Here is a 16,142-nt window from a genome sequence, read left to right on the forward strand (position 1 = left end):
GAGCTTCCCGCATTTCGCTCGGGTTTATCCTGCCGCCCGCGGCCTTTGCAGCTCAGGCGATGCATCATATCCGCGCATCGCAAGCATCACGGTCCGGGGAATCTCCTGCTCGCCCGACTCGTAGTTCTGCACCGTTCGGCCCGTCAGACCCAAAGCCTCTGCCGCGTTTACCTGAGACATTCCGTGGCGCTTTCTCCATTTGCGAAACAGCATCGCCATCGCACTTCGATGCAGAGAGGTGGCATCGATCTCGATGCCACAGGGCCACTCGACCGCAATACCGTCATCAACAATACGACCCGCGAGGAAGGTATCCGGTTCGAGAAGTGGCTTCAGTTTGGACCGGTTGCGCGCACGCTCCGTGAAGTCCAGTTCGAGATGATCGCCGTTCTCGAACATCAGCCGTGCCCGGGCAGTTCCCGCCTCGACCACGAGGCAAAGGTCGCGCAGTCTGTGAAGCAGCATCAGTTGAACTCCTTCCATCTCGCGAGCAAAAGCTCCCGGTTCGCCATTGCCCAGGCATGCGCTTCCGCAAACTCTCGCGCGGCCAAACCGGTCAGTACCTCACAATCCGAAATTCGCACGATCGCTTCCCGCCGGTCCGAAGTGATCACATGGAAATGCGGCGGATCATGATCGTCGAAATAAATGACGATCCGGCAATCCGCGAACTGTTTGATCGTCGGCACCACCAACTCCAGCTCAATATACGAAAATTTTTCGTCTTTTACAGGATTGTTATGGGCGGAGTTGAGCCGTTTCCTGCGGACGACGGTGCCGAACCCATCGCTTTTTACGCCAATGCCGGCTTGGATTCCGGCCCTTGGGTCCTTGCTTCGCTTCTTGCCCGGACCTAGAGTCCGCCCCGGTTATTCATGCGAGAGGGATCGGCCCCATGGCCTCCGGCAAACGGGTCCTGCTGATCGTCGGCGGCGGCATTGCCGCCTATAAGGCGCTCGAACTGGTACGGCTGCTGCGCAAGCGCGGGGTCGCGGTGCGCGCCGTGCTGACCAAGGCGGGCGCGGAGTTCGTGACGCCCCTCAGCCTCTCGGCGCTGACCGAGGACAAGGTCTATACGCACCTCTTCTCCCTCACCGACGAGGCGGAGATGGGGCATATCCAGCTTTCCCGCTCGGCCGACCTGATCGTCGTCGCACCGGCCACCGCCGACCTGCTGGCGAAGATGCGCGCGGGCCTCGCGAACGATCTCGCCTCCACCCTGCTGCTCGCCACCGATACCGACGTGCTCGCCGCGCCGGCGATGAATGTCCGGATGTGGAGCCATGCGGCGACGGTGGAGAACGTGAAAGCCCTGAAGGAGCGCGGCATCGCCTTCATCGGCCCCGACGAGGGCGACATGGCCTGCGGCGAATACGGGCCCGGCCGCATGGCCGAGCCGGAAGCGATCGCCGAGGCGGTCATGGCCCGGCTCGATCCGGCGGCGAGGCCGCTCGCCGGCAAGCGTGCCATCGTCACCAGCGGGCCGACGCACGAGCCGATCGACCCGGTGCGCTACATCGCCAACCGCTCCTCCGGCAAGCAGGGCCACGCCATCGCGGCGGCGCTTGCGGCGGCGGGCGCCGAGGTGACGCTGGTCACGGGCCCGACGCGGGAGCCGGATCCGGCGGGGGTCACCGTCAAACATATAGAGACCGCGCGCGAGATGCTGGCCGGGGTCGAGGCCGCCTTGCCCGCCGATATCGCGGTTTTCGCCGCCGCCGTCGCCGACTGGCGGGTCGCCGAGGAGGCCGGGCAGAAGCTGAAGAAGGATGGATCGGGCCAGATCCCGTCGCTCTCCATGACGGAGAACCCGGACATCCTGAAGACGGTCTCCGGCCTCGGCGGCACACGGCCGTCCCTGGTCGTCGGTTTCGCCGCCGAAACGGAAATGGTCGTCGCGCACGCGACCGAGAAGCGTGCCCGCAAGGGCTGCGACTGGATCCTCGCCAACGATGTCAGCCCCGCGACCGGGACCTTCGGCGGGGAAGCCAACACCATTCACCTGATCACCGGCGCGGGCAGCGAGGACTGGCCCAAGCTGACCAAGAAGGAAGTGGCGGAGAAGCTCGCCACCCGCATCGTGGAGCATTTCAGCGCATGACCAGCGCCACCGTCGACGTGAAGGTCCGCCGCCTGCCGCACGGCGCCGACCTGCCCCTGCCCGCCTACCAGACCGCCGACAGCGCGGGGATGGACCTGCTCGCGGCAATCGAGGACGAGGTCGTGATTGCGCCCGGCGAGCGGACGCTGATCCCGACCGGCCTCGCCATCGCCCTGCCGCCGGGATACGAGGGCCAGGTGCGGCCGCGCTCGGGCCTGGCGCTCAAGCACGGGGTAACGCAGGTGAATACGCCCGGCACGGTCGATGCGGACTATCGCGGCGAGGTCGGCGTCGTCCTGATCAATCACGGAAACGAGCCCTTCACCGTCACGCGCGGCATGCGGATCGCGCAGATGGTGGTCGCCCCGGTGATCCAGGCGCGCTGGAACGAGGTCACGGAACTGGATGAGACCGAACGCGGCGGCGGCGGTTTCGGTTCGACCGGCACGGGCGAGAGCTGACGCGCAATCGCGCAGACACCCGTTCTCCGGCAATACTTTAGTCCCGCGGCTGGACCGCCCAGCTTGAACGGGACGCATTCTTCGGCATGGGAGGAAGACATGAGCACACCCGAATTCCGCGGCAGGATCTATGACAGCATCCTCGACACGATCGGCGCGACGCCACTCGTCCGCGTCTCGAAACTCGCGGCCGCCGAGGGCGTGAAGGCCGATATCCTCGCCAAGCTCGAATTCTTCAACCCGCTCGCCTCAGTGAAGGACCGGATCGGCCTCGCCATGATCGACGCCGCCGAGAAGGCGGACAAGCTGCGCCCCGGTTCCACCATCATCGAGCCGACCAGCGGCAATACAGGTATCGGCCTCGCCTTCGTCGCCGCGGCCCGCGGTTACCGGCTGATCCTGACCATGCCGGAATCCATGTCCATCGAACGGCGCAAGATGCTCGCCTTCCTCGGCGCGGAGATCGTGCTGACGGAAGCGGCCAAAGGCATGAAAGGCGCGATCGCGAAGGCTGAGGAACTCGCCGCCGCGACTCCCAGATCGTTCATGCCGCAGCAGTTCGACAACCCGGCCAACCCGGATGTGCATGTCCGCACGACCGCGGAGGAAATCTGGGCCGATACCAGCGGCAATCTCGACGTCTTCGTCTCCGGCATCGGCACCGGCGGGACCATCACCGGCGCCGGCGGCGTGCTGAAGCAGCGCAATCCGGATCTGCGGGTCGTGGCGGTCGAGCCCGAGGCGAGCCCGGTGCTCTCCGGCGGCGACCCCGCGCCGCACAAGATCCAGGGGATCGGCGCCGGCTTCGTGCCAAGCATCCTGAACACCGGGATCTATGACGAGATCGTCCAGGTGAGCAACGAGGCCGCCATCGCCACCAGCCAGAAGGCCGCCCGGGTCGAGGGCCTGCCCGGCGGGATCTCCTCCGGTGCCGCGCTCTGGGCGGCGATCCAGGTCGGCAAGCGCCCGGAGATGGAAGGCAAGCGTATTGTCGTGATCATCCCGAGCTTCGCGGAGCGCTACCTTTCCACCGCCCTGTTCGAGGGGCTCGGGGAATAACAGGCATGGAACTGAGCGACGAGCAGTTCCAGCGCTATGCCCGCCATCTGATCCTCGACGAGGTCGGGGACGAGGGGCAGGAGAAGCTGCTCGTCTCGAAGGTGCTGGTGATCGGCGCCGGCGGTCTCGGCTCGCCGCTGCTGCTCTATCTGGCGGCGGCCGGAGTCGGCACGCTCGGGATCGTCGACGACGACGAGGTGGACTTGAGCAACCTGCAACGGCAGATCGCTCATGACTCGAATGCCGTCGGCCTATCGAAAGTCGAGTCCGCGGCCGCATCGGTCGCGCGGATCAATCCGGGGACCCGGGTCGAGAAACATGCCGAGAGGCTGACGGCGGAGAACGCCGCGCGGCTGTTCGAGGGCTACGACCTCATCGCAGACGGCAGCGACAATTTTGCGACCCGCTACCTCGCCAACGACGCCGCCTTTCTCGCCGGCAAACCGCTCGTCTCCGGATCGCTGCTGCGTTTCGAGGGCCAGCTCGCCACTTTCCGCGGCGGCGTCACGGGACACGAGGGCGAACCCTGCTACCGCTGCCTGTTCCCGACCGAGCCCCCACCCGGCATGATCCCGCGCTGCGAGGAAGCCGGCATTCTAGGAGCCGTTGCGGGGGTGATCGGAACCTTGCAGGCCACCGAGGTGATCAAGGAATTGCTTGGCCTCGGCAGCAGCCTGTCCGGTCATCTGCTGATCTATGACGCGCTCGGCCCGACCTTCCGCAAGATGAAGGCCGCGCGAGATCCCGGCTGCGCGCTCTGCGGCACCGATCCCACGATCCGGGACCTTGCCTGAAACCCGCCTTCATTCGGTCGCGATTGGCATGTGTACTTTGCCACAGCAGCGGACGGTAACCGATTGGAAAGAATCAATCCGTTACCATATCCGTTGCGTACGCAATGGCAGAGAAATCACGCCGACAGATTCCGGTTTGATATGGAATCAATGTCGGTCCGGGAGCACGGGACATGGCAGAGGATCAGAAAGAGCATTCGAGAACCGACAATGGCGTCGTCCCGAGCAAGGCCGATCTGCAGGCTACCGGATCTTGGTCCGTGCCGCTCTTCGGGATCGCGCTTGTCGTCTTCCTCATGCTGATCGGAACGATGGTCGCCTCCGGCGACGCCAGCGCCTTCTTCGGCCAGTAAACGGCCCCGGAGCGGTCCGCCCCTAGAAATCCAGTTCGAGGACCCGGTCCGGCGGGCGGTGCCCGTCGACGAAGGTCTTCACATTCACGATCACCTTTTCCCCCATATCGATCCGGCCCTCGATGGTGGCCGAGCCCATATGCGGCAGCAACACGACGTTCTGCTGCTTGAGCAGCCGCGGGTCCACTTCAGGCTCGTGTTCGAAGACGTCGAGCCCGGCCCCGGCGAAATCCCGGTTGGCCAGAGCCTGCACCAGCGCGTCCTCGTCCACCACCTCTCCGCGCGAGGTGTTCACCATGATCGCGTGCGGCTGCAGCAGAGCGAGCCGGCGTTGATTCAGCAGATGGAAGGTCGCCGGGGTGCGCGGGCAATTGACCGATATGATGTCCATGCGGGAGAGCATCTGGTCTAGATTGTCCCAATAGGTCGCTTCCAGCTCCGCCTCGATCTCCGGATGCAGACGGCGCCGGTTGTGATAATGGATCGAGAGGCCGAAACCCCGCGCGCGCTTCGCCACCGCCTGGCCGATCCTGCCCATGCCGATAATGCCGAGGCGCTTGCCGTGGATCCGGTGGCCGAGCATCACGGTCGGGCCCCAGCCCTCCCACTTGCCGGAGCGCACCAGCTTCTCGCCCTCGACCAGGCGGCGCGAGACCGCGAGGATCAGCGCCATGGTCATGTCGGCCGTATCCTCGGTCAGCACGCCCGGCGTGTTGGTGACGATGATCCCCTTCTTCTTCGCCGCCGGCACGTCGATATGGTCGACGCCGGTCCCGAAGGAGGCGATGAGCTTAAGGTTCGGACCCGCACCCTCGATCAACGCCGCATCGAGCTTGTCGGTCACCGTCGGCACGAGAATCTCCGCTTCCTGCATCGCCGACTGCAGCCGCTCGCGGGAAAACGGCTCGTCGGACATGTTCAGCCGGGTGTTGAACAGCTCCATCATCCGGGTCTCCACCGGATCCGGCAGTTTCCTCGTCACGATGACAAGCGGTTTGCTCGTGGTCATGGGCGTCGTCCTTCCCCGGAGGCCTTGCTGAACCGGGAAATATCAGGGGTCTCGCGAATTGTCCACAAAGGGCCCGAGATCTACGTTATATAGCGGCTCGCCTCTTATCAGCCCCCATCACTAGTGGTATGCTGCGCGGCATATCAGGATCGAACCCATGCAGCCCAGACCGCTTTCGTTACTTGCCGCCCTGCTGATCGTACCGACATCGCTTCTGGCGGCGCTCGCCGGACCGCTGCACGCGGAAACCGTCGGCAGCGTCACCGGCCTGCCGATCCCGCGCTATGTCACGCTCCGCGCGGACGAAGTGAACGTCCGTACCGGGCCCGGCGTGCGCTACCCCGTGGACTGGGTCTTCGTGCGCGAGAACCTGCCGGTCGAGATCGTCTCCGAATTCGAGAACTGGCGGAAAATCCGCGACTTTGAGGGAACGGAAGGCTGGGTCCATCAGAGCATGCTGTCCGGCCGCCGCTCCGTTCTCGTGATCGGGCGCAACCGGACGCTCCGGCGCGAGGCGACGGACAGCGCGCCAGCGGTCGCGCATATGGAGCCGGGAGTCGTCGCCTGGCTCGACAGCTGCGTGCGCGAATGGTGCGAGATTGAGGTGTCCGGCCTCAGCGGCTGGGTACACCGGTCAGCGATCTGGGGAGTTCGGGTGGACGAATCGCTCCGCTAGGCGGGGCTGGAACCTCAGAGGTCCTTCGACTTCAGCCGGATGATGAGATCGACCCGCTCGATCTCCGTGCCTTCAGGCGCGTCCGGAATATTCACGAAGCCGATCTTCTCGCCCGGAATGTCCGTCAGACAATTCTCGTCCTCGACGAAGAAATGGTGATGGTCGGTGGTGTTGGTATCGAAATAGGAACGGCCGGACTCGACCACGACCTCTCGCAGCAGTCCGGATTCCGTGAATTGGTGGAGCGTATTGTAGACGGTCGCGAGAGAGACCGTGATTCCGGCTTCGCCCGCTTCCTTGTGCAGCTGCTCGGCCGTCACGTGACGGTCGCCGGTCATGAATAGCAGATCCGCAAGCGCGAGACGCTGACGCGTCGGACGCAGCCCCGCGCGCGTGAGACGCCCGGAGAGGTTCTCCTTATCGGTATTCACTTCCACACTGCTCATTCCCGGTTTCCCTTTAGGTCGCTCGGGTTAGGTCGCTTGGCGCGCCGCCACAATGGCGTTTCAAACCTTAGACAGAGCGGCAATACGCCCCATATGTCAAGAGATCCGATGAAACGCAATATGTGATTGCTTGCGTTCGATACCTTATCTGCGGTACGCGGTGCATGAAATGTGGGAGATGGCGCGGTCGCGCGGTTGCGGTCTATCATGACGCCAAATGAAACCGGTGCCGCGATCAGCACCGGTGTGCGGGAAGGAACGGCATTGTTGGACTTCAAAGAAAAGAACAGCTTCGGGTACGACGATCTGATCGCCTGCGCTAAGGGTAAGTTGTTCGGCCCCGGCAACGCGCAATTGCCGATGCCGCCGATGCTGATGTTCGACCGCATCACCAGTCTCTCCACCGAAGGGGGAGCTTACGGCAAGGGCCAGGTTACCGCCGAATTCGACATCAAGCCGGACCTCTGGTTCTTCGAGTGCCACTTCGAGGGCGACCCCGTGATGCCCGGCTGCCTCGGCATGGACGCACTGTGGCAGCTGCTCGGTTTTACCCTCGGCTGGATGGGTGGCCCCGGTGCCGGGCGCGCGATCTCCGTCGGCGAGGTGAAGTTCACCGGCCAGGTGCTGCCGACGGCGAAACTGCTGACCTATACGCTCGACCTGAAGCGCGTGATCATGCGCAGGCTCTATATGGGAATCGCCGACGGGCGCGTCGATTGCGACGGCACCACCGTCTTCGAGGCGAAGGATATCCGTGTCGGGCTGTTCGACAATTCCGCCATGCAGGGAGCGAGCTGACATGCGTCGCGTCGTTGTTACCGGCCTCGGGATCGTCTCCAGCATCGGCAACAATGCCGAGGAAGTGACCGCCTCCCTCAAGGCCGGCAAGTCCGGCATCGAATTCGCGCCCGATTACGCCGATCTCGGCTTCCGCAGCCACGTCCATGGCTCCATCAAGCTGGACCCTTCGGAGCATATCGACCGCAAGCTGATGCGCTTCATGGGACCGGGTGCCGCCTACAACTATATTGCCATGCAGGAGGCGATCGCCGACGCCGGTCTCGAAGGGAGCGATATCAGCAATCCGGTCACCGGCATGGTCATGGGCTCCGGCGGCCCGTCGACCTCGAACATGATGAATGCCTTCGACACCGCGCGCGAGAAGGGTCCGAAGCGGGTCGGTCCCTACATGGTCCCGCGCGTGATGTGCAGCACCAATTCGGCGACGCTCTCAACCTCCTTCAAGATCAAGGGCCTAAGCTATTCGATCTCGTCGGCCTGCTCCACCAGCTCGCACTGCATCGGCAATGCCTACGAGCTGATCCAGATGGGCAAACAGGACGTGATGTTTGCCGGCGGCGGCGAGGAACTGCACTGGACCCTCTCCGTGCTGTTCGACGCGATGGGCGCACTCTCCTCCAAGTACAACGACACGCCCGAAAAAGCGTCCCGCGCCTATGACGCCAACCGCGACGGTTTCGTCATCTCCGGCGGCGGCGGCGTCCTCGTGCTGGAGGAGCTCGAGCGGGCGCAGGCGCGCGGCGCGAAGATTTATGCCGAGATCGTCGGTTACGGCGCGACATCGGACGGCGCCGACATGGTCGCTCCGTCCGGCGAGGGCGGTGTACGCTGCATGCAGATGGCCCTGAAAGATGTCGAGGGGCCGGTCGATTACATCAACGCCCATGGCACCAGCACGCCGGTCGGCGACATGATCGAGCTGGACGGTATCCGCGAGGTCTTCAAGAGCCGAAACGCGATCCCGAAGGTTAGCTCGACGAAATCCCTTACCGGGCACTCCCAGGGTGCGACCGGGGTTCACGAGGCGATCTACACGCTGCTGATGATGAAAAACGACTTCATCGCGGCCTCCGCCAATATCGAGACCCTGGATCCGGAGGCGGAAGACATGCCGGTCGTCCTGGAGCGGGTGGACAATGCGGGGCTCCGCGTCGCGATGTCGAATAGTTTCGGGTTCGGCGGAACCAATGCCGTGCTAGCATTCCAGAAATACGACGCCTGAGCGGAGGGGCGACAGGATGACCGACCTGATTGACGACCTTGCCGATCAGCGCGAGGCCGAAAGCTCATCCTATAAGGGATTGATGGCCGGCAAGCGCGGCTTGGTCATGGGCGTCGCCAACGACCGTTCGATCGCCTGGGGCATTGCCTCCGCCGTCGCGGGTCAAGGCGCGCAGCTCGCCTTTACCTATCAGAACGACTCCCTGAAAAAGCGGGTCGAACCGCTCGCGGACAGTGTCGGCTCCGGTCTCGCCGTGATGTGTGACGTCGCCGACGACGATGCGCTGGACCGCGCCTTCGACGAGATCGGCAATGCCTGGGGTGGGCTCGACTTCGTGCTCCACGCGATCGCCTATTCGGACAAGAACGAGCTTAAGGGCCGCTATGCGGATACGAGCCGGGAGAACTTTCTCAACACGCTCGATATCTCCTGCTTCTCCTTCACCAATATCGCGCGCCGGGCCTGGCCGCTGATGAAGGATGGCGGCAGCATGCTGACGCTCTCCTATCTCGGCGCCAACCGCACCACACCGAACTACAATGTGATGGGTGTCGCCAAGGCCGCGCTCGAGGCCAGCGTGCGCTATCTTGCAGCCGATCTCGGCGAGCACGGGATTCGGGTGAACGCGATTTCGGCCGGGCCGATGAAGACGCTTGCCGGTTCCGCCATCGCCGATGCGCGGCACACATTCCGGTTTGCTGAGAAAAACGCGCCCTTGAAGCGCAATGCGTCGCTGAACGAGGTCGGACAGGCCGGACTCTATCTGCTCAGCGACCTCTCCGCCGGGGTAACCGGCGAGATCCATTATGTGGATGGCGGGTTCCACACGGTCGCCATCCCCAAGCCGGATCGCGAAGACGACTAGCGGAAGTTTCCGGAAACGGAAGGTCTAGGAGCGGCGGGTCCGGAGGTCGACAACGCCTTCGCCGCCGATCTGCTCGTAGCCCGGCAGCTTTTTCTGCAGCAGGTCGAGCGCCAGCCCCTTCGATTGCGGTCGCGTGATGCTAAGGATCTTCGGTGATCCGTCCTTGGCCTCGAAGGGGAACAACAGCCGCAGGAACTTCCGCTCCTCGCCATGGGCGTAATTGCGCTGCACAATGGCCAGGTTCGGCCACTGGGTCTCGCGGCAGACCAGATAATCCTCAAGCTGACAACCGCGCAGAGCCTCGTCGTCGAGCTCGGCGAATTTCATCCCGGTCATGTCGGCACCTTTCCAGAACCCGGTGCCGTTGTCCCAGTGCTCGATAAAGAAGTTGCTGGGATCGTCCTCGCCAACATCGAACACATGGATTGCGCATTGCGGCGCCAGCGCACGCAACACGTCGATCTTGAACCTTGTTTCGAGCAGCCGTCCGTCCGGATCGCGCACTTTATCTATATAGGCGGCGCAACGCTCAACCTGGTCCGGATCGAGGCCGTGCAGCAGATCGTCACGCACATAGATCTTCCGGCTGCGGCTGAGATCGCTTTCCCAGATCTTGTAACCGATGACGGGATCGTTCGATGCCGGAACGATGAGCTGCTCGCCGGGATCGTCGCTCGCCGGCTCCCATTCCTCGGGGATCACCTCGTCCAGCCGCTGCAGGGTCTTTAGCGAAGCCTCGAAATCCGGTGCGTCGATACCCTTCAGAAGCGTGTCCGAAATCCCGGCCGCCGAAGCGAACTTATATTTCCGGATTCCCGACTCAACGTAATAGCGGTGGCACCGGTGCCGGAGCTCCGCTTCAAGTTGAGAGATTGCTTTCTTATACCGACCCATATTTTCAGTGTATTCCCATTTTTCTGGGAATGCAATTTCCATTTTTCTGGGAATTTTCACGGTGTATGCGGTTTAAGGCTAAAAACTCCCAAATTTTTTTATTTCGTAAAATCAGATAGTTATGGATTCTGAGTGCACAATGGTATGCGAAATCAACACGCTAGACGCGTACGGCAATCAATTTACGCTTGCGTTTTCCCATTTTTCTGGGAATAGTGACAATCGTAAATACCCTACTTACTGGAGACACCTCATGGCAGACAGCTTCACCCCGTCGGGACAGGGTAAAGACATATTCAATACGGCCCTGAAGACGGTAGAAGACGGGGACAATGACGCGAGCCGGATGGTGCGCCGTCATTTCCGTCTGGAGAACAGGCGGACCAGCATCTGTCTGCATCCCGAAGAATGGGACATGTTCGACATGGTCGCGAAGCGTCTCGGCTACGACGTTAAGGCGCTGATCAACGAAATCGACCGTACCCGCGGCGAGAGCTCGGTCCCGTCCGCGATGCGGGTCTTCATGCTTGGCTATTGGCGGGACCTCGCCCGGATGAATGCCGGCCGCGCCGCTCAGGCGAGCGCAGCGACGAGGGAAGGTTCGTCTGTGATGACCGCATCCACGCCCCACGCGATCAAGGTCGCGGCACGTTCCGGGTCGTTCACCGTATAAGTCAGGGTTTTGAAACCCGCCTGACGGATCGCGGCGACCGCCGCCTCGTTTAGCGGGCGATGGTTCGGATGGACCGAAACACATCCAAGTTCTTCGGCGGCTTGCCGCCAACCGTCTGCCAGAGACTCACAGAGATAGCCCCGGTAAAAGTCCGGGGCTTTTTCTTTGGCCACTTTCAAACAATCCGGGACGAAGCTGGAGACAACAATCCGCTCCGTCAGATCCGGGCAGAGCGCATTCAGAGTCTCGGCGACGATTTCAGCCGTCCGGATCTCGTGTCCGGCCGCCGGCTTGATCTCCACATTCATCGCGAGACCGAGCGCACGGCAGCAGGAAATCGCCTCCTCGAAGGTCGGGATCCGCTCGCCGGAAAACCCCTTGTCGAACCAGGCGCCCGCATCGAGACGCTTCAGTGCCGCCGCCGTCTCGGCGCAGAGCGGCCCGCTGCCGTCATTGGTGCGGCCGAGCTCCTCGTCGTGATGCAACATCGGAACGTCGTCCGCGCTCAGCATCACGTCGAACTCGACCCACGAAAAACCGGCCTCCGCCGCGAGGCGGAAGCCGGTCAGGGTATTCTCGGGAGCCTCCGCGGCGATCCCGCGATGTCCGACAAGGCGGGATACCTGGAGGCTCATATGTCTTATTCCTCGGCGGCGGCGTCTTCGGAGAGATCCGCACCGGTCTCCTGGTCCACGACCTTCATGGACAGCTTGACCTTGCCGCGGTCGTCGAAGCCGATGACCTTCACCTTCACCTGGTCGCCGACATTGACCACGTCCGTGGTCTTGCCGACGCGCTCGTTCTTCAGCTCGCTGATGTGAACGAGGCCGTCCTTGGCACCGAGGAAGTTCACGAAGGCGCCGAAATCGACGGTCTTCACGACCTTGCCGTTGTAGATCACGCCGAGCTCCGGCTCCGCGACGATGTAGCGGATGCGCTCGAGCGCCGCCTCGGTGGAGGCGTTGTCGACCGCCGCGACCTTCACGACGCCGTCGTCGTCGATGTCGATCTTGGCACCGGTGGTCTCGCAGATCTCGCGGATCATCTTGCCGCCCGGGCCGATGATTTCGCGGATCTTGTCGGTCGGGACCGTGATCGTAGTGATCCGCGGCGCGTTCTCGGAGACACCTTCACGGGACGAGGTCAGAGCCTTCGCCATCTCGCCGAGGATGTGGACCCGGCCGTCCTTGGCCTGGTCCAGCGCGATTTTCATGATCTCCTCGGTGATCGAGGTGATCTTGATGTCCATCTGCAGCGAGGTGATGCCGTTTTCGGTCCCGGCAACCTTGAAGTCCATGTCGCCGAGATGGTCCTCGTCACCAAGGATGTCGGAAAGCACGGCGTAATCGTCGCCTTCCTTGATCAGGCCCATCGCGATACCGGCCACCGGCGCGCTCAGCGGAACGCCCGCATCCATCAGGGAGAGGGAGGTGCCGCAGACCGTCGCCATCGAGGAGGAACCGTTCGATTCGGTGACCTCGGAGACGACCCGGATCGTGTAGGGGAAGCTGTCCTTGGACGGCAGCAGCGGACGCACGGCGCGCCAGGCAAGCTTGCCGTGACCGATCTCGCGGCGTCCCGGGGAGCCCATGCGGCCCGCTTCGCCGACCGAGTAGGGCGGGAAGTTGTAATGCAGCATGAAATGCTCGCGGTATTCGCCTTCGAGCGCGTCGATGATCTGCTCGTCCTGACCGGTCCCGAGCGTGGCGACAGCCAACGCCTGGGTTTCGCCGCGGGTAAACAGGGCGGAGCCGTGGGCGCGCGGCAGAATGCCGACTTCGGAGACGATCGGACGCACCGTCTTAGTGTCGCGGCCGTCGATCCGTTGCCCCGTCTTCAGAATGGCACCGCGCACGACATCGGCTTCGATACCCTTCATCAGGCCCTTGGCGATGTCCTTGTCCGCGTCGTCCTCGAACAGTGCGATGCCCTTCTCGCGGACGGCGGCCACGTTTTCCTGCCGCTGGGTCTTGTTCGGCTCGGCATAGGCCTCGGTCATGTCGGCGGAGATGCCGGCCTTCAGGGCGTCACGGACGCGTGCCACGTCCTCGCTCTCGCCCGGCAGGTCCATCGGTTCCTTGGCGCAGGCCTCGGCGAGATCGATGATCGCGTCGATCACCGGCTGGAATGCCTTGTGGCCAAAGGTCACGGCACCGAGCATCACGTCTTCGGAAAGCTCGGAGGCCATGGACTCGACCATCAGCACGCCTTCCTGGGTGCCGGCGAGGACCAGATCGAGCTCGGAGTCCGGCAGCTCGCTCTGACACGGGTTCAGGATGTAGTCGCCATCCTTGTAACCGACGCGGCAAGCCGCGATCGGGCCGAGGAACGGCACACCGGAGATGGTCAGAGCGGCGGAGGCGCCGATCATCGCAACGATGTCCGGGTCGTTTTCCAGGTCATGGGACAGAACGGTACAGACGACCTGGGTCTCGTTCTTGAAGCCCTTGACGAAGAGCGGGCGGATCGGCCGGTCGATGAGACGCGAGGTCAGCGTCTCCTTCTCCGTCGGACGGCCTTCGCGCTTGAAAAAGCCGCCCGGGATCTTGCCGGCGGCAAAAGTCTTTTCCTGGTAGTTCACGGTCAGCGGGAAGAAATCGACCCCCGGCTTCGGCTGACGCGCGTAGACGGCGGTGCAGAGCACAGTCGTCTCGCCCATCGTCGCCATGACGGCGCCATCGGCCTGACGGGCGATTTTCCCGGTCTCGAGCGTCAGCTTGCGCCCGCCCCAGTCGATTTCTTTTTTGTAGATCTGAAACATTCAGCTTTCCTTCAAAGCTGAACCGCTCGGTTCCGAAACTCGATCCTGTTTCTGTATCGCTTGGATTGGGCCCGCCGTGACCGGTTCTTCGAACGCAGCGCCCTTAGTGGCGCGGGGGGAACGGGTCGGGGCGGCCTCGGTCTGCAAACACAGTGTCGAACGAGGTGACACCCGGCTCATACTTCTCGGTGTCTTATCGGTGCGGTTCTTCGGTTTTTTCCTCTATTGAGCGGGCCTTCAATCGCATGGATCGCCGGGGGCGTCAAACCCCAATCACGGCGTCCCGGCGAGGCCCAGCAGAAACGCAAACCGCCCCACGGAAAACGTGGGGCGGGCGCGATTCTGCTTCTGATCCTGCGGCACGGATTAGCGGCGCAGGCCCAGTTCGGAGATGATGGTCTGATAGCGCTCGACGCTCTTCGACTTCAGATAGTCGAGCATACGGCGGCGCTGGCCGACCATGATCAGAAGCCCACGGCGGGAGTGGAAGTCCTTTTTGTGGGTCTTCAGGTGTTCGGTGAGGTTCACGATACGCTCGGTGAGGATCGCAACCTGAACTTCCGGCGAACCGGTGTCGCCCTTTTCGCGGCCGAACTTCTCAATGAGCTCGCCCTTGCGCTCTTGCGTAATCGACATCGGATACTCCTAGGTCAAAGGTTGAGTACGCGCATCGGACAAATACAGCCGCCGTCGATCCGTCCGATCGCAACGGGGCTGCCCCCGGAAACGGCGTACATCAGGTCGCCTTCCCGGAGATCTCCGAAACGATCAAGGTCCATGGCCCGGAAGACCGGGACGGACTGACCGCATCTGAGCTTATTTGCCTCTGCACCGGCCAGAGTGAGCGCCGGGATGCCGTCCAGCGCCGTTTCCACCGGCATTAGGTGCTCGAAAGCGGCGGGACTATGCTCCAAAGCTTTCAAGGAATCCAGAGAAATCGCATCCGTTTCGAGGAACGGGCCGACCCGGTGCCGCCGCAGCATCGAAATATGCCCGACGGTCCCGGTCGCGCGCGCGAGGTCGCGGGCGAGGCTGCGCATATAGGCGCCTTTGCCGGATCCGACCTTGAACAGCGCCCGGTCCGCGCCCCGCATCTCGACCAGGTCGAAGAAATCAATCCGCACCTCGCGCGGGGAAAGCTCCACCGGTTCCTCGTTCCGTGCGAGATCGTAGGCCCGCTGGCCCTGGATCTTCACCGCGGAGAATTTCGGGGGAACCTGGGTTATCGTGCCGACGAACTGCGGCAATGCCGCCAGGATCGCCTGCTCGTCGGGGCGTATGTCAGAGGTGCTCGTGACATCTCCCTCGAGATCATCCGTCGAGCGTTCCTCGCCCCAGGTCACCTCGAAAGTGTACTCCTTCGACGCGTCCATCACGTACGGCACTGTCTTGGTTGCCTCGCCGAGGGCGATCGGCAGAATACCGGTCGCCAGCGGATCGAGCGTCCCGGCATGGCCGGCCTTCTGCGCATCGAACACGCGGCGGACCGCGGAGACCGCCTGGGTAGAGGTCACGCCGGACGGCTTGTCGAGGATGACCCAGCCATTGACCGGATTGCCGCGTTTCCTACGCGCCATTGCCGTCCTCTTCCCCATCTTCGTCGCGATCCGCTTCGAGGTCGGCGCGGACCACCGGATCCTGAAACATCTCGTTGATGCGGTTGGCGCTCTCGAAAGCGGTATCGATGATGAAGCGCATCCGCGGTACGGTGCGCAATGTCATCTGTTTCGCCATTTCGCCAGGACGGTGCGCAGGAACGGCGCCGCCCGTTTCAGGCCCGCCAGGACGTCGTCCGCGTGCACGCCGCCGAGCGGCATGACGAAAACCGTCGCATTGCGCAGGTCCGGGCTGACCGAGACCTCGCTCACCGTAATGGAAACACCATCGAGTTCCGGGTCATGCAGGTCGCCGCGCTGGAACACGCCGGCGAGCACATGACGCACTTCCTCGCCCACGCGCAACTGGCGCTGCGACGGCGCGCGACCGCGCCGCCCTGCCTTGTCAGGGTGCGATCCAACCACTTTCTA

At 63.2% G+C, this 16,142-nt stretch carries 19 protein-coding genes and 1 pseudogene; 10 read left to right on the plus strand and 10 right to left on the minus strand.

Features of this window, described 5'->3' with window-relative positions; translation table 11 throughout:
• Positions 1-24 precede the first annotated feature (24 nt).
• Positions 25-465, minus strand: a complete 441-nt coding sequence (locus tag NUH88_RS10420) for a helix-turn-helix domain-containing protein (protein ID WP_257771965.1) — start codon at positions 463-465, stop codon at positions 25-27.
• On the minus strand, positions 465-689 hold the full coding sequence (locus NUH88_RS10425) for a DUF4160 domain-containing protein (RefSeq protein ID WP_257771967.1): 225 nt from the start codon (positions 687-689) through the stop codon (positions 465-467). Before NUH88_RS10425 ends, NUH88_RS10420 begins: the two co-directional genes overlap by 1 nt.
• A gap of 206 nt (positions 690-895) precedes the next feature.
• Here NUH88_RS10425 and coaBC point away from each other — a divergent pair, with 206 nt between their 5' ends.
• The 5 genes from coaBC to NUH88_RS10450 all read left to right on the plus strand — a co-directional run bounded on the left by coaBC (position 896) and on the right by NUH88_RS10450 (position 4,768).
• Positions 896-2,101 carry a bifunctional phosphopantothenoylcysteine decarboxylase/phosphopantothenate--cysteine ligase CoaBC gene (gene coaBC, locus NUH88_RS10430; protein ID WP_257771968.1) on the plus strand — a complete coding sequence of 402 codons (1,206 nt, stop codon included), beginning with the start codon at positions 896-898 and terminating at the stop codon, positions 2,099-2,101.
• Positions 2,098-2,562: a dUTP diphosphatase gene (gene dut, locus NUH88_RS10435; protein ID WP_257771970.1), complete on the plus strand. Its 465-nt coding sequence runs from the start codon at positions 2,098-2,100 to the stop codon at positions 2,560-2,562. The genes coaBC and dut overlap by 4 nt, the downstream gene beginning before the upstream one ends.
• A 99-nt stretch (positions 2,563-2,661) precedes the next feature.
• Entirely contained in the window at positions 2,662-3,621 is a 960-nt protein-coding gene (cysK, locus tag NUH88_RS10440) for a cysteine synthase A (RefSeq protein ID WP_257771972.1), read from the plus strand.
• Positions 3,622-3,626: 5 nt separating this feature from the next.
• Complete coding sequence (locus NUH88_RS10445) at positions 3,627-4,415, plus strand: HesA/MoeB/ThiF family protein (protein WP_257771974.1); 789 nt, start codon at positions 3,627-3,629, stop codon at positions 4,413-4,415.
• A 173-nt stretch (positions 4,416-4,588) separates the two neighbouring features.
• On the plus strand, positions 4,589-4,768 hold the full coding sequence (locus NUH88_RS10450) for a hypothetical protein (protein ID WP_257771976.1): 180 nt from the start codon (positions 4,589-4,591) through the stop codon (positions 4,766-4,768).
• Positions 4,769-4,790: 22 nt separating this feature from the next.
• Here NUH88_RS10450 and NUH88_RS10455 read toward each other — a convergent pair whose 3' ends face one another.
• Positions 4,791-5,777, minus strand: a complete 987-nt coding sequence (locus NUH88_RS10455; protein ID WP_257771978.1) for a 2-hydroxyacid dehydrogenase — start codon at positions 5,775-5,777, stop codon at positions 4,791-4,793.
• Between the two features lie 157 nt (positions 5,778-5,934).
• Here NUH88_RS10455 and NUH88_RS10460 point away from each other — a divergent pair, with 157 nt between their 5' ends.
• The gene (locus NUH88_RS10460) at positions 5,935-6,453 is read left to right on the plus strand and encodes an SH3 domain-containing protein (RefSeq protein WP_257771980.1); all 519 of its coding nucleotides are present in this window, start codon (positions 5,935-5,937) and stop codon (positions 6,451-6,453) included.
• Positions 6,454-6,467: 14 nt separating this feature from the next.
• Here NUH88_RS10460 and irrA read toward each other — a convergent pair whose 3' ends face one another.
• Complete coding sequence (irrA, locus tag NUH88_RS10465) at positions 6,468-6,899, minus strand: iron response transcriptional regulator IrrA (RefSeq protein ID WP_257771982.1); 432 nt, start codon at positions 6,897-6,899, stop codon at positions 6,468-6,470.
• A gap of 267 nt (positions 6,900-7,166) precedes the next feature.
• Between irrA and fabA the strand changes: the two genes are divergently transcribed.
• The 3 genes from fabA to NUH88_RS10480 all read left to right on the plus strand — a co-directional run bounded on the left by fabA (position 7,167) and on the right by NUH88_RS10480 (position 9,787).
• Entirely contained in the window at positions 7,167-7,697 is a 531-nt protein-coding gene (fabA, locus tag NUH88_RS10470) for a 3-hydroxyacyl-[acyl-carrier-protein] dehydratase FabA (RefSeq protein WP_257771984.1), read from the plus strand.
• A gap of 1 nt (position 7,698) precedes the next feature.
• The gene (gene fabB / locus NUH88_RS10475) at positions 7,699-8,922 is read left to right on the plus strand and encodes a beta-ketoacyl-ACP synthase I (protein ID WP_257771986.1); all 1,224 of its coding nucleotides are present in this window, start codon (positions 7,699-7,701) and stop codon (positions 8,920-8,922) included.
• An 82-nt stretch (positions 8,923-9,004) separates the two neighbouring features.
• On the plus strand, positions 9,005-9,787 hold the full coding sequence (locus NUH88_RS10480) for an enoyl-ACP reductase FabI (protein ID WP_257772180.1): 783 nt from the start codon (positions 9,005-9,007) through the stop codon (positions 9,785-9,787).
• A gap of 24 nt (positions 9,788-9,811) precedes the next feature.
• Here NUH88_RS10480 and NUH88_RS10485 read toward each other — a convergent pair whose 3' ends face one another.
• Positions 9,812-10,681: a hypothetical protein gene (locus NUH88_RS10485; protein ID WP_257771987.1), complete on the minus strand. Its 870-nt coding sequence runs from the start codon at positions 10,679-10,681 to the stop codon at positions 9,812-9,814.
• Between the two features lie 253 nt (positions 10,682-10,934).
• Here NUH88_RS10485 and NUH88_RS10490 point away from each other — a divergent pair, with 253 nt between their 5' ends.
• Positions 10,935-11,354 (plus strand): ribbon-helix-helix domain-containing protein, encoded by a 420-nt coding sequence (locus NUH88_RS10490; RefSeq protein ID WP_257771988.1) that lies wholly within the window; start codon positions 10,935-10,937, stop codon positions 11,352-11,354.
• On the opposite strand, the gene ugpQ is transcribed toward NUH88_RS10490, so the two are convergent.
• The 5 genes and pseudogenes from ugpQ to rbfA form a co-directional block, all read right to left on the minus strand.
• Complete coding sequence (ugpQ, locus tag NUH88_RS10495; RefSeq protein ID WP_257771990.1) at positions 11,255-11,989, minus strand: glycerophosphodiester phosphodiesterase; 735 nt, start codon at positions 11,987-11,989, stop codon at positions 11,255-11,257. The two genes, NUH88_RS10490 and ugpQ, sit on opposite strands and share 100 nt — an antisense overlap.
• 5 nt (positions 11,990-11,994) lie before the next feature.
• Positions 11,995-14,115 (minus strand): polyribonucleotide nucleotidyltransferase, encoded by a 2,121-nt coding sequence (gene pnp, locus NUH88_RS10500; RefSeq protein WP_257771991.1) that lies wholly within the window; start codon positions 14,113-14,115, stop codon positions 11,995-11,997.
• 366 nt (positions 14,116-14,481) lie between these two features.
• A complete protein-coding gene (rpsO, locus tag NUH88_RS10505; protein WP_257771994.1) occupies positions 14,482-14,751 on the minus strand; it encodes a 30S ribosomal protein S15 in 270 nt (89 codons plus the stop codon).
• A gap of 14 nt (positions 14,752-14,765) precedes the next feature.
• Positions 14,766-15,692 (minus strand): tRNA pseudouridine(55) synthase TruB, encoded by a 927-nt coding sequence (truB, locus tag NUH88_RS10510; RefSeq protein WP_257771995.1) that lies wholly within the window; start codon positions 15,690-15,692, stop codon positions 14,766-14,768.
• A pseudogene (rbfA, locus tag NUH88_RS10520) lies at positions 15,682-16,136 on the minus strand (30S ribosome-binding factor RbfA). Before rbfA ends, truB begins: the two are co-directional and overlap by 11 nt.
• Positions 16,137-16,142 lie beyond the last annotated feature (6 nt).

Origin of the sequence: Nisaea acidiphila (genome assembly GCF_024662015.1) — a bacterium.
In the GTDB taxonomy this organism is placed as follows: Bacteria; Pseudomonadota; Alphaproteobacteria; order Thalassobaculales; family Thalassobaculaceae; genus Nisaea; species Nisaea acidiphila.